Source organism: Nocardia alba NBRC 108234 (genome assembly GCF_001612665.1).
Lineage (GTDB): Bacteria > Actinomycetota > Actinomycetes > Mycobacteriales > Mycobacteriaceae > Nocardia > Nocardia alba.
Window position 1 is genome coordinate 34497 of sequence record NZ_BDAX01000007.1, and the last position, 14458, is coordinate 48954.

At 69.9% G+C, this 14458-nt stretch carries 12 protein-coding genes and 1 pseudogene; 6 read left to right on the plus strand and 7 right to left on the minus strand.

The genetic code is table 11. The annotated features are described in order from the left end of the window. The first annotated feature begins 139 nt into the window (after nucleotides 1-139). Together NA12_RS09600 and NA12_RS09605 are read left to right on the plus strand one after the other, a co-directional pair. Complete coding sequence (locus NA12_RS09600) at nucleotides 140-784, plus strand: LysE family translocator (protein WP_067448514.1); 645 nt, start codon at nucleotides 140-142, stop codon at nucleotides 782-784. Nucleotides 785-982: 198 nt separating this feature from the next. Beyond that, nucleotides 983-1579, plus strand: coding sequence for a trimeric intracellular cation channel family protein (locus NA12_RS09605; RefSeq protein WP_067448664.1), 597 nt, complete (start codon nucleotides 983-985; stop codon nucleotides 1577-1579). Nucleotides 1580-1642: 63 nt separating this feature from the next. Here the strand turns inward: NA12_RS09605 and NA12_RS09610 are convergent, their stop codons facing one another. After that, nucleotides 1643-2821, minus strand: a complete 1179-nt coding sequence (locus NA12_RS09610; RefSeq protein WP_067448665.1) for a pyridoxal phosphate-dependent aminotransferase — start codon at nucleotides 2819-2821, stop codon at nucleotides 1643-1645. 175 nt (nucleotides 2822-2996) lie between these two features. Between NA12_RS09610 and NA12_RS09615 the strand changes: the two genes are divergently transcribed. Then, nucleotides 2997-3209, plus strand: coding sequence for a hypothetical protein (locus NA12_RS09615; RefSeq protein ID WP_067448516.1), 213 nt, complete (start codon nucleotides 2997-2999; stop codon nucleotides 3207-3209). A 46-nt stretch (nucleotides 3210-3255) separates the two neighbouring features. On the opposite strand, the gene sigJ is transcribed toward NA12_RS09615, so the two are convergent. Next, nucleotides 3256-4155, minus strand: coding sequence for an RNA polymerase sigma factor SigJ (gene sigJ / locus NA12_RS09620; RefSeq protein WP_067448518.1), 900 nt, complete (start codon nucleotides 4153-4155; stop codon nucleotides 3256-3258). Between the two features lie 117 nt (nucleotides 4156-4272). Here sigJ and NA12_RS09625 point away from each other — a divergent pair, with 117 nt between their 5' ends. Then, complete coding sequence (locus NA12_RS09625) at nucleotides 4273-5109, plus strand: SMP-30/gluconolactonase/LRE family protein (RefSeq protein ID WP_207905650.1); 837 nt, start codon at nucleotides 4273-4275, stop codon at nucleotides 5107-5109. A gap of 43 nt (nucleotides 5110-5152) precedes the next feature. Then, nucleotides 5153-5767 carry a GNAT family N-acetyltransferase gene (locus NA12_RS09630; protein WP_067448520.1) on the plus strand — a complete coding sequence of 205 codons (615 nt, stop codon included), beginning with the start codon at nucleotides 5153-5155 and terminating at the stop codon, nucleotides 5765-5767. Between the two features lie 99 nt (nucleotides 5768-5866). Here NA12_RS09630 and NA12_RS09635 read toward each other — a convergent pair whose 3' ends face one another. Further along, on the minus strand, nucleotides 5867-8632 hold the full coding sequence (locus NA12_RS09635) for an ATP-dependent RNA helicase (RefSeq protein ID WP_067448522.1): 2766 nt from the start codon (nucleotides 8630-8632) through the stop codon (nucleotides 5867-5869). A 153-nt stretch (nucleotides 8633-8785) separates the two neighbouring features. Here NA12_RS09635 and NA12_RS09640 point away from each other — a divergent pair, with 153 nt between their 5' ends. Further along, a complete protein-coding gene (locus NA12_RS09640) occupies nucleotides 8786-9403 on the plus strand; it encodes a LysE family translocator (RefSeq protein ID WP_067448524.1) in 618 nt (205 codons plus the stop codon). A gap of 51 nt (nucleotides 9404-9454) precedes the next feature. On the opposite strand, the gene NA12_RS09645 is transcribed toward NA12_RS09640, so the two are convergent. The 4 genes and pseudogenes from NA12_RS09645 to NA12_RS35030 all read right to left on the minus strand — a co-directional run. Beyond that, nucleotides 9455-10543, minus strand: coding sequence for a 3-deoxy-7-phosphoheptulonate synthase (locus tag NA12_RS09645; protein ID WP_067448526.1), 1089 nt, complete (start codon nucleotides 10541-10543; stop codon nucleotides 9455-9457). A gap of 368 nt (nucleotides 10544-10911) precedes the next feature. Continuing rightward, nucleotides 10912-11382: a carboxymuconolactone decarboxylase family protein gene (locus NA12_RS09650; RefSeq protein WP_067448527.1), complete on the minus strand. Its 471-nt coding sequence runs from the start codon at nucleotides 11380-11382 to the stop codon at nucleotides 10912-10914. 86 nt (nucleotides 11383-11468) lie between these two features. Beyond that, on the minus strand, nucleotides 11469-12332 hold the full coding sequence (locus tag NA12_RS09655; RefSeq protein WP_067448530.1) for an oxidoreductase: 864 nt from the start codon (nucleotides 12330-12332) through the stop codon (nucleotides 11469-11471). A gap of 79 nt (nucleotides 12333-12411) precedes the next feature. Continuing rightward, nucleotides 12412-14352, minus strand: a pseudogene (locus NA12_RS35030) (non-ribosomal peptide synthetase); the annotation flags it as partial. Between the last annotated feature and the right edge of the window lie 106 nt (nucleotides 14353-14458).

Consider the following 14458-nt stretch of genomic DNA (forward strand, 5'->3'; position numbering starts at 1 on the left):
AGGAAACGTGGCTTTGCCGATTGTACGGACCAGGACCGACATGACCTGGGCGGACAAGGAGGGACTGCGATGGTCAGCCGGTCCAGCAGGTGTCGACTGGACCGCGACAAGGCGTTCCTGACCGGGGCAAACTCGGTGGATGCTTCAGACGACGGCGGTTCTCGGGGTCGCGGCGGCGGCGCTCGGCATGGTGCTCACACCGGGGCCGAACATGATGTACCTGGTCTCGCGCACCGTCGCGCAGGGGCGGCGGGCGGGGATGATCTCGCTGCTCGGGGTCGCGGCGGGGTTCGGGGTGTACCTGCTGGCGGCCGCCGCGGGGATCACGGCGGTGTTCGCGGTCGTTCCGGGTGTGTATCTGGCGGTGAAGCTGGCGGGCGCGGCGTATCTGCTGTGGCTGGCCTGGCAGGCGATCCGGCCCGGTGGGGTTTCGGTGTTCGCGCCCGCCGACCTGCCGCACGACCCCGCGCGGCGCCTGTTCACGATGGGGTTGGTCACCAACCTGCTCAATCCGAAGATCGCGATCATGTACATGGCGTTGATCCCCCAGTTCGTCGACCCGGCTCGCGGCGCGCTCTGGTTGCAGAGCCTGTCTCTGGGCGCCATCCAGATCACGGTCGCCCTCACCGTCAACGCCATGATCGTGCTCGGCGCCGCCGGGCTGGCCACGTTCCTCACGGCCCGCCCGCTGTGGCTGCGCACCCAGCGCTACCTCATGGGCACCGCGCTCGGCGCGATCGCCGTCCTCCTCGCCACCGACAAGGCCCGCCCCACCCCCGCCTGAGCGGCGCGCCACCACATCGAATCGGATCCACGTCGGCGCGTGGGTCGAGCACCGTCGCCGCGCTCCCGCGTGTCACGCTGCTTCGCAGTGGCGAGGCGAGAGGAGCACGGGGTGTACGTAGGCGTGCTGGTGACGTTGGCCGGGCCTTCGGTCAGCGAGCTGGATTCGGCGGTGAGCGCGGTGCATCGGGGCGGCGAGATGATGGGGGTCGTCTCCTTCGCGGCGTCGGGCGCCCTGGTCGCGGTGCGCAAGCGGCTCGACCTGTTCGGGATGGTGGTGCTGGCGTGCGCGACCGCGCTCGGCGGCGGCATCGTGCGCGACCTGCTGATCGGGCGAACTCCCCCGGCCGCGTTCACCGACCTGACCTATCTGAGCGCGTCGATCGTGACCGCGCTGGTCCTGTACTTCATCGCACCGTCGCGCCGGCTCACCAAGGGACCGCTCGAGATCGCCGATGCGATCGGGCTCGGACTGTTCTGCGTCACCGGAACCGTGATCGCCGACTCGGCGGGGCTCGGCGCACCCACCGCCGCCCTGCTCGGCATGACGACCGCCATCGGCGGCGGGGTGATTCGCGATGTGCTCAGCGGCGAGGTGCCCACCGTCCTTCGCCCGGACCAGGACCTCTACGCGATCCCGGCCCTGTTCGGCGCCGCCGCGACCGCCGCGCTGCTCTCGTTCGACCTGTACCGAGCCTGGACCGGGCTCCTCGCCGCAGCGGCGGCGGTGGGGTTCCGGCTGCTGGCCCGGCGCTATCAGTGGCACGCACCGCTGGCCCGTCACGCGCGCGACTGACCCGTCCCGTCGGTGACCACGGCCGGTCGTTTCCCGGTGGAGCGGCGCATCGACGGCACCGGGTCAGGGCACCGTGGTGTCGGCGCGGAGCCGGCGGATGCCTTCGTCGATCGTCTCGTCGCGCTTGCTGAAGGTGAAGCGCACCAGGTGTTTCCAGTCCGCGGGGCGATCGGCGAAGACGCTCACCGGCACGGCGGCGACGCCGAGCCGGGCCGGGAGTTCGCGGCAGAACGCCAGTCCGTCGTCGGCGCCGAGCGCTCGGATGTCGGCGCAGACGAAGTAGCCGCCGTCGCTGGCCGAGACCGTGAAACCGGTGTCGCGCAACGCCCGCGACAGCCGCGTTCGCTTGTCCGCCAATCCGGCACGCTGGGCGAGCACCCAGTCCGATTCCTCGTTGATCGCGTACGCGACGGCGGGCTGGAACGGCCCGCCGCCGACGAAGGTGAGGAACTGTTTGGCCGCGAGCACACCGTCGAGCAGCGGCGCGGGCGCGCACGCCCACCCGATCTTCCACCCGGTGACATTGAACGTCTTCGCCGCGCTGGACACCACCACCGTCCGCTCACGCATCCCGGGCAGCGTGGAGATGCTGATGTGCTCGGTGCCGTCGTAGACGAGGTGCTCGTACACCTCGTCGGCCAGCACGAGCAGATCGTGCTCGACAGCCAACTCGGCGATCGCGGTGAGGTCGGCGCGGTCGAGCACGGCGCCGGTGGGATTGTGCGGCGAATTGATCATCAGCATGCGGGTTTTCGAGGTGAGCGCGGCCCGCAGACTGTCCAGGTCGAGCACGAATCGGTCGCCGTCGGGCACCAGGCGAGCTGTTCGTCGCCGCGCGCCCGCGAGCGCGATCGCGGCGGCGTAGGAGTCGTAGTACGGCTCGATCAGCACCACCTCCTGATCGGGCTCGACCAGACCGAGCACGGCGGCGCTGATCGCCTCGGTCGCGCCGACGGTCACCAGAATCTCGGTGGCCGGGTCGTAGGCGGTGCCGAAGCGGCGGGCTCGGTCGTCGGCGATCGCCTGCCGCAGCACCGGCATCCCACGGCCGGGCGGGTACTGATTGAGGCCGTCGGCGATGGCCGCGCGGGCCACCTCGAGCATGCCGGCGGGCCCGTCGGTGTCGGGAAAGCCCTGGCCCAGATTCACCGCGTCATGGCGGACGGCCAATTCGGTCATCTCGGCGAAAATGGTCGATCCGAAGGGGCGCAGGCGGGCGACGGTGGGCGGCACAGGCGGCATCTCCGCAGCGTATCCCACCATTCGGTGACGTTGCCGAGCGATAGCGAACACGCATGTTTCACAAACGTTTTCACGCTTTGACCTGGGCTATTGTGCGTTGCCCCAACCTCAGCTAGCCTCGCCGTGTTCTACCTCACACACCACAGCGTGGTGGTATATCGAAAGGGGGGCTCACATGGCCTCACCTCTGCTCGAGTTCATCCTGCAACCGGCTGCGTCGGAGGTAGCCGGTTCCGCCCTACGGTTCATCAGCGATCACGTCGCCGGTCCGATCGTCGACTGGTTCACCGGCTCGGCGACGCCGAACAACAACCTGGGTTCCTCGACGGGGGACTTCAACCTCGGATCGTCGACCGGCGATCACAACTGGGGCTCCACCTACCCGTAAACACCGCGGCACACGCTGATCCCGCGAGCTTCACCGCGCTGCGGGGTCAGCGCAGGCGGGCGCCGGACAGTTTCGCCACGTTCGCGAAATCGTAAGTCGCCCAGATCTTTTCGTCTCGCACCGCGAAGGCCATGACCCGTACCGGCCGTCCGAACGGCGAGTTCGGGTCGGTGATCACCAGCCCGGATTGCCCGTTCACCCTGGCAACGACCAGTTCCAGCCCGGATTCCGCCTGATGTCTGCTCCAGAGTTCGAGCGCCAGGCGGGCGACGTTCTCCTGTCCGGCGACAACATCGAGCGCGGCCCCCACGGCCCCACCCGCATCGGCGGTGAATGTCGCCTCCGAGTGCAGCGTGGCGGCTGTCGCGGTGACATCACCGGTGGCCAGTGCGGCGAGCAACCGCCGCACGGCCTGATCGTGCACCTCGTCGGTGACCGGCTCCGGCGCGCCCGCCACCACCCGACTCGCGTGCACCGCCGATCGCCTCGCCGAATCGTCGGAAACGCCGAGGATCTCGGCGATCTCGGCGAACGACACTCCCAGCCCCTCGTGGAGCACCAGCGCGACCCGCTGCTGCGGCGTCAGCGCGTCGAGCACCACCATCGCCGCCATCCGGCTGTCCCGATCGCGGACCACCACGTTCAAGGGATCGGATGTGCGCGACGACACGGCGGCCGAGACGATCGGCTCCGGAAGCCACTGCCCCACATAGGTTTCGCGACGCACCGCGGCGCCACGCAGGTGGTCGAAGCAGATGCGGCTGACCACGATCGTCAGCCAGGCGCGCAGATCGTCGATCTCGGACTGGTGCACCCCCGCCATCCGCAGCCAGCTCTCCTGCACCGCGTCCTCGGCGTCGCCAACGCTTCCGGTGAGCCGGTAGGCGACCGAAAGCAAGTGCGTTCGATGCGATTCGAACAGGTCTGCGAGAAACGGGGAAACCATCGATCTCGATCCTACGGAGTACCCACTCGCGCTCGGCCCAACGGGTCGGCACCGGTGATTTCGAGCACGTCGCGTCGTCTACACAATTACTACTGCCTACCCGAAGGACGGCGCCGCGTGACTACACCCGAGGTTGTGCTGACCGGAATCATGTTCGGCGAGTCGCCGCGCTGGCACGACGGTCGACTGTGGTTCGCGGACTGGGGCGCGAACCAGGTGATCGTGCTCGACGCGGATCGTCGCGCCGAGGTCGTCGCCGAGGTTCCGTCGTTCCCGATGTGTATCGACTTCCTCCCCGACGGGCGATTGGTGATCGTCGACTCCGCGAGCCGGCGGCTCCTGCGCCGCGATCCCGACGGGTCGCTGGTGGCCTACGCCGATCTCGCGCCGGTCTCGGACAAGCCATGGAACGACATCGTCATCGACGACCACGGCAATGCCTATGTCGACAACATCGGCTTCGACTTCCCCGGTGGGGAGTTCGTGCCGGGCATCATCGCGCGCGTCACGCCCGACGGTGACGTGCGGCAGGTCGCCGACGGGTTGGCCTTCCCCAACGGCATGGCGATCACCGCCGACGGCGCGACGCTGATCGTGGCCGAGTCGTACGCGAATCAGCTCACCGCCTACACGATCGCGGCCGACGGCGGGCTCAGCGATCGCCGGGTCTGGGCGGCGACGCCGGGCGATCATCCCGACGGAATCTGCCTCGATGCCGACGGCCAGGTCTGGTACGCCGATGTGGGCAACCAGCATTGTGTGCGGGTCCGCGAAGGCGGCGAGGTGTCGGCGCGGGTCCGGCTCGACCGTGGGGCGTTCTCGTGCACGCTCAGCCGGGACGGGGATCCGCGGTTGTTCGTCGTCGGGCAGAGCTGGGGCGACACCGAGGCGACCGGCCCGACCGGACAGGTCGTGGTCTTTCCCGCGCCCGCGCCGGGTGCGGGCAGGCCGTGAAAATCCGGGCGAGAAATTCGGTGTGAGCTGTCAAGCTGGCCGCATGTACGAGCACACGCTCACCGACGGCACCGTCTGGCTCATCCGCCCGACCGGGGCCGATATCGACCGCATCGTCGAGTGCTGCCAGGACCCCGATGTGCAGCGCTGGACCACGATCCCCGTCCCGTACCACCGCAGCCAGGCCGAGGAATTCCTCGACCGGATCGTGGCCCCCGGCTGGGCGGACAACACCCCGGTCTGGGCCATCCGCACCGCCGAGGACGGCCGGGTCGAAGGCATGGTCGGCCTGCATGCGCGCGGGCCGGGCGCCTGCGAGATCGGCTTCTGGCTCGCGCCCGCGCACCGTGGGCGCGGCCTGATGTCGCGCACGATCAACCTGGTCTGCGAGTTCGGTTTCGCCGCCGACGGTCTGGCGCTCGACCGGATCATGTGGCGCGCGATCGTGGGCAACATTCCCTCGGCCGCCGCCGTCCGCCGCAACGGTTTCCACTACGAGGGCTTGGCTCGATCGGGCGGCGTGCAGCGCGGAGAACGGGTCGACGAATGGGTCGCGGCGCGGCTCCGGGCAGACCCTGCCGTACCAGCCGACGGATGGCCGACCGAGTTGGACGCCGATCGCATCGCCGCCCGAGCCATCCCGCTCCCACGGGGGTGAGATCACCGTCGCGTTCGTGGCGAGCGCCTGGGCGAGGCCTGTCGCATTGCCGGGGATCCGTTCCCAGCAGCGGCGGGCACAGCTCGGTGTGGTGAACAGTCAGTTCGGGCGGTTGGTGGCTCGGCGAGCCGTTCCTCGGTGCGCCGAGATCGTGGTCGGGTCTTCGGGCCAGGCGTGTTTGGGGTAGCGGCCGCGTAGGTCGGCGCGGACCTGGGGCCAGCCGGTCTTCCAGAAGGAGGCCAGGTCGGCGGTGACGGCGACGGGACGCTGGGCCGGGGAGAGCAGATGCAGCAGCAGGGGCGCGCGACCGTCGGCGAGGGTGGGCGGGTCGGTCCAGCCGAAGATCTCCTGGACCTTGACCGCGAGGATCGGCTGATCGGCGGAGTAGTCGAGGCGGACGCGGCTACCGGAGGGGACCTCCAGGCGTTCGGGTGCCAGTTCGTCCAGCCGGGTGGCGTCGGGCCACGGGAGTAGGCGGCGCAGCGCGGTGCCCGCGTCGACCCGGGCGAGATCGGAACGGCTTCGGGCGGTGCACAGTTCAGGCCCGAGCCAGGTATCGAGGTCGGCGAGGAGGGTGTCGTCGTCGACGGCGGGCCACGGCGTGCCCAGGGTGCGGTGCAGGAAGTCCAGGCGCCTGCGCAGGTTTCGCGCGTCATCGCTCCAGCGGAGCAGGCCGAGGCCTTCGGCTCGAAGCCCTTGCCGCACAGCCTGTTCCATCAGAGCCGGTGCGGGCTGACGTAAAGGCTTCGCCGACAGCATGATCGCGCCCAATCGCATCACCCGTCGAGCCACCACGTCACCGCCGTCCCACCGCACCTCATCGGCCGCAACCACCAACCCCGGCGCGGCTGCCCGCGCGAGATCCTCATCGGCGATGGCCGCCAATCGAATTCGTCCCTCGGCTCGCCCTGGGTCACGATCGGCGACCGCCACCGCGAGCCACTCCGCCGCCGCCAGCCCCGACCCCGGCGGCACTGTCACCGCGGTACCGCCCGCCAGGAGATAGGTGGACGACCCATTCGACCGCCGCCGAGCCAACCGCTCCGGCTGCGCCAGCGCGATCAACAGTGCGGCGACATCCGTTCCCGAGCCCCCACTCTCGTTCCCGACCTGGCCGACGCCACGGTCACGTCCACCCGGCTGCCCGTGCGCCGAGCCGGACACCGTACGCGGACCCACCCCGTGCGGCACATCGGTCTGCGGGCCAGCGGAACCCGACCGATCGCGTCGCCCCGGCTCGGGCGCGACCCCATCGCGCGGGCCGTCGGCGCCCGGTCGGTCGGGCTCTTCACCGGGTGACAGGTTCGTGACGAGTCGGGTCAGGCGCTGGACTTCGCGGACCCACCGGGTCGGCTGTTCGGCGCGCAGGGCGCGCAGGGCCGCCGCCGCGTCGACGGTGTCGGCGAGGGAGTCGTCGTCCATCAGTACGACCATTTCGGCGGCGGCCTTCGCACCCACTCGGGCCGTGCCGTCGAGGAGGGCGCGGGCCAGGCGCGGGTGTAGGCCGAGGGCAGCCATGGCCTTGCCGCGTGGGGTGATGTGGTCGGCTTCATCGAGCGCGCCGAGGGCGCGAAGGACGGTGCGAGCTGCCGCCAGACCACCTTCCGGCGGGGCATCCCACCAGGCGAGGCCGGTGCCGTCCGGCGTACCCCAGCAGGCCAATTCCAGTGCGAGACGGGTGAGTTCGGCGGTGCGGATCTCGGGTTCGGGATAGGCGGGCAGGGTCTGGTGCTCGTATTCGGGCCAGCAACGCCAGGCATGCCCCGGCGCTTCCCGGCCTGCGCGGCCCGCGCGCTGTTCGGCCACGGCAGCCGAAACCCGCACTGTCGCCAGGCCGGAGAGGCCGCGCCGGTGATCGACCCGGGACACGCGGGACAGACCCGAGTCGACCACAGCACGCACTCCGGGAACGGTGAGACTGGATTCGGCTACGGCAGTGGACAAGACGACTCGCCGCCGTGATCCCGGCCGCAGTGCCAGGTCCTGCGCCGCGCCCGCGAGCCTGCCGTGCAACGGGACCACGTCGACACCGTCGAGGTCACGTAGAAGCCCTGCCGTGCGGTTGATCTCGCCGACGCCGGGCAGGAAGACGAGCACATCACCGTCGATAGTGGCCAGCGCCACGCGGGTGGCCCGCGCGACCTGCGCTTCGATCCGCTCGCGGGGCAGCGCGGGCAGGTAGTCGACCTCGACCGGATACGTCCGCCCCCGCACCTCCAGCACCGGGGCACGCGGCCCCCTCCGTCGCGCCGCCGGATCTCCACCCAGCCCGTCCCCGTCGCCACCGACGACATCCGGAGCTCCGCTTCCGTCCCGGCCGGCCGCCGCGCCGGTCCCGCTCTCACCGGCGACGAGCAACTGTGCCAACCGATCGGCGGCCACTGTCGCCGAGGTGGCGAGCACCCGCAGATCCGGACGCAACCCCGACCGCGCGTCGAGCAACAGCGCAAGCAACAGGTCGGCGTCCAGATGCCGCTCGTGACATTCGTCGAGCACCACCGTGGCGACCCCGGCCAACTCCGGATCGCTCTGCAACCGCCGCACCAACAACCCCGAGGTCACCACCTCGATCCGGGTCCGTGCGCCAACCTTGCGATCGCCCCGCACCGCGTACCCCACGGTCTCGCCCACCCGCTCCCCGAGCAACGCCGCCATCCGCGCCGCCGCCGCGCGCGCCGCCAACCGGCGCGGCTCGGCCACCACGATCCGACCCGCCGACTCAGCCGCCAGCGCCAACGGCACCAACGTGGTCTTACCAGTACCCGGCGGCGCGACCAGCACCGCGACCCCGCGGTCAGCCAACGTCGCGGTGATCCGCGCCAGCTCCGGTCGCACCGGAAGGTCGGGAAGTTCGGGAAGCTTCATCACCGCTCAGTCTGCCGCTCCGCAGGCCCGACACTTCCACCGCCCGACGGCGGCCGACCATGTCATCGCGGTGCGAAGCGGCCCGACGGCCCCGTTCCGAACCGACGCCGCGAGGTATTTTCCCACGGTCGAACGGCAGTTACGCTGCGGGAGATGAGCATCGAGTTCGCATTGACCACGCTTGTCATCGTCGCCACGCCGGGGACGGGCGCCCTTTTCACGCTCGCGGCCGGACTTTCCCGGGGAACGAAGGCGAGCGTGATCGCCGCCTTCGGGTGCACAGTGGCGATCGTTCCGCACATGCTCGCGGCGATCACGGGGCTGGCCGCGCTGTTGAACACCAGTGCCGTCGCGTTCCAGACCTTGAAGTATCTCGGTGTCGCGTATCTGCTGTACATGGCGTGGAATACGTTGCGGGACAGAGGCGCACTCGCGATCCCGGAGGAAGGCACCGAGGTGGAGCCGTCGGCGCGGCAGGTCGTCACCTCGGCGGTGCTGCTGAATATCCTGAACCCGAAGGTGACGATCTTCTTCTTCGCGTTCCTGCCCCAGTTCGTACCGACCGGCGCACCGAACGCACTGGGTCGCATGCTCGAGCTCAGCGGGTTGTTCATGCTGGTCACGTTCGTGGTGTTCGCGGGTTATGGCGCAGTCGCCGCCGCGATGCGCACCTATGTGCTGTCCCGCCCGGTGGTGGTCCGGTGGATGCGGCGGGTATTCGGGGTCTCCTTCGTAGCTCTCGCGGGACGCCTCGCGGTGCAGAACCAGTAGACACAGCAGTGCGGGCCCCGGAATCCGAGGCCCGCACTGTCGATCGAGGAACTAGCCGCGGCGCGCGGCCACGGCGTCGGCCAACCGGTCGAGCTGGGTGGCGGTGGTGTTCCAGTCGATGCACGCGTCGGTGATGGACTGGCCGTAGGTCAGGTCGTCGGCCTTGCCGAGGGTCAGGTCCTGGCGACCCGCGACGAGGAACGACTCGAGCATCACGCCGACCACGCCCTGCTCGCCGGCGGCGATCCGGTCGGCGATATCGGTGACCACGTCGACCTGCTTGTTGTGGTCCTTGTTGCTGTTGCCGTGGCTGGCGTCGACGACCAGGCGCTGGGCCAGCGACGACTTCTCCAGGCGCAGCTTGGCCTCGGCGCAGGAGGCGGCGTCGAAGTTGGTGCCGTTGCTGCCGCCGCGCAGGATGACGTGGCAGTCGGGGTTGCCCGTGGTGCGGATCAGCGCGGAGCGCCCGTCCAGGTCGGTGCCGGGGAAGACGTGGCTGGCAGCGGCGGCACGCACACCGTCGACCGCGACCTGCACGTCACCGTCGGTGCCGTTCTTGATGCCGACCGGCATCGACAGCGCGCTCGACAGCTGACGGTGCACCTGGCTGGCGGCGGTGCGGGCACCGATCGCGCCGTAGGAGACGAGGTCGGCGATGTACTGCGGGGTGATCGGGTCGAGGAACTCGCACGCCACCGACAGGCCGAGGGCGGTGATGTCGACGAGCACCTTGCGACCGATGCCGAGGCCGGTGTTCACGTCGAACGAGCCGTCCAGGTGCGGATCGTTGATCAGACCCTTCCAGCCCAGCGTGGTGCGCGGCTTCTCGAAGTACACGCGCATCACGATGTGCAGCCGGTCGCTCAGCTCCTCGGCCTTCTCGGCCAGCTTGCGGGCGTATTCGAGCGCGGCGGCGGGGTCGTGCACCGAACACGGGCCGACGATCACCATGAGGCGGTCGTCGCCGCCGTTGAGCACGTCGACGGTGGCCTTGCGGCCCGCGCGCACGGTGTCGGCGAGGTCGTCGGTGATCCGGTGGACCATGCGGACCTCGGCGGGCGAGCGCAGGGGGCTGACGCTGAGCGTGCGCTGGTCGTCGAGATCGGAATGGCGTGAATCGACATCAGCTGCGGTGGTCATGAGAATGTGGGTCCTTTGCGTTGAGAGGCCGACCCACGGAAATCGCTACCGTCGAGCCGGGCGTTATCCGGCTCGAGGTGGAAGAAGTCAGCGCGCAGGGTCGCTGACCGGCCCACCCAGGGCCGGACCGCTAAACCAGAAATATGCGCGCTGCATGAGGGAACCTTACCACCGGCGAAAGAGCGGAAGGTGAGCTACGGTCGCCCGACGTGTGGACCGTCACATCGCGCCCCCGCGAACGGCTCGCGACGTTCGGGGGTCGAAGGCCGACGCGGGCGCTGTGAACAGCTGGAATACCGCCCCCGACGTTAGCGCCGGATGCTCGGCCGACCCTCGTGGTGGGGCGGCCGAGCACGAGTACCTGTTGATCAGCCCCACTGCCCGGGGACGTAGTCACCGGCGGGAGTGTGGGCGATCGCGTTGAGCCGGTTCCAGGCGTTGATCATCGCGATGGCGGCGATCAGACCGGCGATCTGGTCGTCGTCGTAGTGCTTGCGGACCTGGGCGAAGGTGTCGTCGCTGACGTGGCCGCCGTCGGCTGTGCGGGTCGCCTCCTCGGTGAGGGCCAGCGCGGCCCGTTCCGCCTCGGTGAAGACATTGGTCTCGCGCCACGCGGCGACCAGGTTGATCCGCACCGAGGATTCGCCCGCGTGGGCGGCGTCCTTGGTGTGCATGTCGACGCAGTAGCTGCAGCCGTTGATCTGCGAGGCCCGGATCTTCACCAGTTCGTAGGTGGCCTTCGGCAGCGGTGAATCGTCGATAACCTTGCCCGCCATGACCATTCGCTTGCTGAAACTCGCGGTGATGGGGTTGCCGTAGAGGTTGAAGCGCGCTTCCATGATGACTCCTTCGTCGTGGGGTTCACAGAGACGACGAGGCAGCCGCACACGGTGTGACATCGGCGCGTGTGACGCCGATCACCGAATCAGATCAGGCCGCAGAGCTTCTCGGAGAGTTCCCACAACTCGGCGGCGACCCGGCGATCCCGCGCCGAGCGCGCGCTGCCCGCGCGGGCGGGGTAGCCGCGCAGACCGAGGAAGCCGTCGGGACCGTAGAACGCGCCGGGCGCCACGGCGGCGGTGGCGGCGAACAGCGTCGGCAGCGCGCCCGCTTCGGCGGTGGGGGCGAGCGTGCGATTGCCCACCCACATGATCGCGTCCTGGATGGACTCGGTGTGCGACATGAGGTCGGTGGCGGCGTAACCGGGATGCGCGGCCACCGAGATCACCGCGGCGCCCTCACCCGCCAGCCGACGCTGGAGTTCGAAGGCGAACATCAGGTTGGCCAGTTTGGACTGGCCGTACGCCAGCCAGCGGTCGTAGCGACGCTGCTCCCAGTTGGGGTCGGCCAGATCGATCCTGCCGGTGCGATGCGCGACGCTCGACACCGTCACCACGCGATCGGTGATGCGGTCGAGCAACAGGTTGGTGAGCGCGAAGTGGCCGAGATGGTTGGTGCCGAACTGCATTTCGAAACCGTCGGCGGTGCGGCGCAACGGCAGGGCCATGACGCCGGCGTTGTTGATCAGCACGTCGACCCGCTCGATCGAGTCGGCGAAGGCGCGCACCGAATTCAGGTTCGCCAGATCGAGTTCACGCACTTCGGTGGCACCGGGCAGCCCTGCGGCCACCCGCTCGGCCTTCGCGGTATCGCGGCAGGCCAGGATCACGCGCGCACCCGCCGTCGACAACGCCCGCGCGGTGGCGGCGCCGAGACCGCTGTTGGCACCGGTGACGACGATCGTGCGGCCGGTTTGGTCCGGCAGGTTCGCGGTAGTCCACTTGCTCACTGGCGAAAGTGTAGCGACGCTGGGCGGATACGCGAATCGACAAGGGCCGGTACGGGGTTCGCCGCAGCGTCGCAGGTCATCAGGACTGCGCGAGGATCTCGTCATCGGTCATCGCCGCGACTTCCAGATACAGCGCGGCGACCGCGGCCAACCTGCCCGTGTCACCGGACTCGGCCTCCCGCTGCGACATGCGCGCGGCGAGACCTTCGACGGTGCGGGCGGTGAACAGGTCGGCGACGATGGTGTCGGGGGCGTCGAGCCATTCGCGGATGCGGGCCACGGCGGTGGTGGCGAGCACCGAATCGCCGCCGAGCGCGAAGAAGTCGTCGGTGACACCGATCTGCTCGGTGACCAGCACCTCGGCGATGACCGCGGCGAGCGCGCGTTCGAGATCGGTACGCGGAGCGACGAATTCGTCGGTGCCCTCACCCTTGTCGAGCACCGCGCGAATGGCCTTGCGGTCGGGCTTGGCATTGGAGGTGAGCGGCAACTCGGCCAGCAGTTCGAGCCGGGTCGGCACCATGTAGACCGGGACCAGTTCGGCGGTCGCGGCCAGCACCGTGTCGACATCGATGGCCGTGCCGGGAGTCGGCACCACCAGCGCCACCAGCTTCGGCGCGGCCGTGCCGACCACCGCGGCGACCGCGTGGCGGACACCGGGCACGGCGCGCAGCGCGCTCTCCACCTCACCCAGTTCCACCCGGTAGCCCCGGATCTTGACCTGGTGATCGGCGCGGCCGAGGAATTCCAGGCCACCGTCGGGCAGGTAGCGGGCCAGGTCGCCGGTGCGGTACCAGCGCAGACCCTCGTGGGTCACGAAGCGGTCGGCGGTGCGTTCGGGATCGCCGCGGTAGCCGGTGGCCACACCATCCCCACCGATCCACAGCTCACCACTGACCCAATCGGGGCAGTCGTTGCCCGCCGGGCCGACGACGCGGCACTGCACATTGCGCAACGGGGTGCCGTAGGGAACGGCGGTCCATTCGACCGGCACCCGCGCGTCGACGACCTCGCAGATGGTGGAGTGGATCGCGGTCTCGGTGGCGCCGCCGAGTCCGGCGAAACGGCTGTTCGGGGCCACCGCGGCCAGCCGTGCGGGCAGGGCTACGTCGACCCAGTCACCGCCGAGGATCACCGCGCGCAGCGAGGCAAGCGGCTGCGACTCGGTGCTCGGCGCGGCGGTGAGCAGCATGTCGAGCAGGCTCGGAACGCAGTTGAGCATCGAGATCTGGTGGCGGCGAACGAGTTCGACCCAGACGGCGGGGTCGGTGCGCTGCGCCTCGTCGACGGTGACCACCGCGCCACCGACGGCGAGCAGGCCGAAGATGTCGTAGACGGAGAGATCGAATTCGAGGGCCGACAGGCCGAGCGCGCGGTCGGCCGGGCCGAGGGCGAAACGTTCGTTGAGGTCGTCGATCGTGTTCATCGCGGCGCGATGGGACACCTCGACACCTTTGGGCTTACCCGTGGAGCCGGAGGTGAACAGCACATAGGCGATGTTCTCCGGGTCACCGAAGAGGGGGCGCGCCAACGGTTCCCGGTGTGTGCGGGCCTCGGCGAGGTCGATCGCGCGCACGTCGGGAATCCGTGCACCGCCGACCGTGAGCACGGCGAGGGCACCCGCGGTGCCGAGGATCTCGGCGCGACGAGCGGCAGGCTGATCGAACCCGATCGGCACGTACACCGCACCCGCCGCGAGCACCCCGAGCACCGCGACGATCTGATCGGGCCCCTTCGGCAGCTGCACCGCCACCGAATCACCCGGTGTCACACCGGCTTCCCGCAACGCACCGGCCACCGCGAGCGCGTCGGCGGCCAGCTCGCCGTAGGTCAGCTGCCCGGTCGGCTCCCACAGCACAGCGGGCGCGGACGGGTTGGTGGCAGCATTCGCGAAGAACCCGGTGTGCAACAGTCCGCCACTCACCGGCCCCCCGGTGGCGTTGACGCGCGCCCGAGTAGCTGCCTGCTCCACCGGGATTCGCACCCCGGCCTCGGCCTGCCACCCGGCTCCCCCGGTGAACCGAGCGCGTCCGGCCGCGTCGGCGGGCACCACCGGCGAGACCTGCTCGGTCTCCCTCGGCTGGGCACCGCCGGACTCCGACGAACCGGCCTCGGCGAACTCGGAA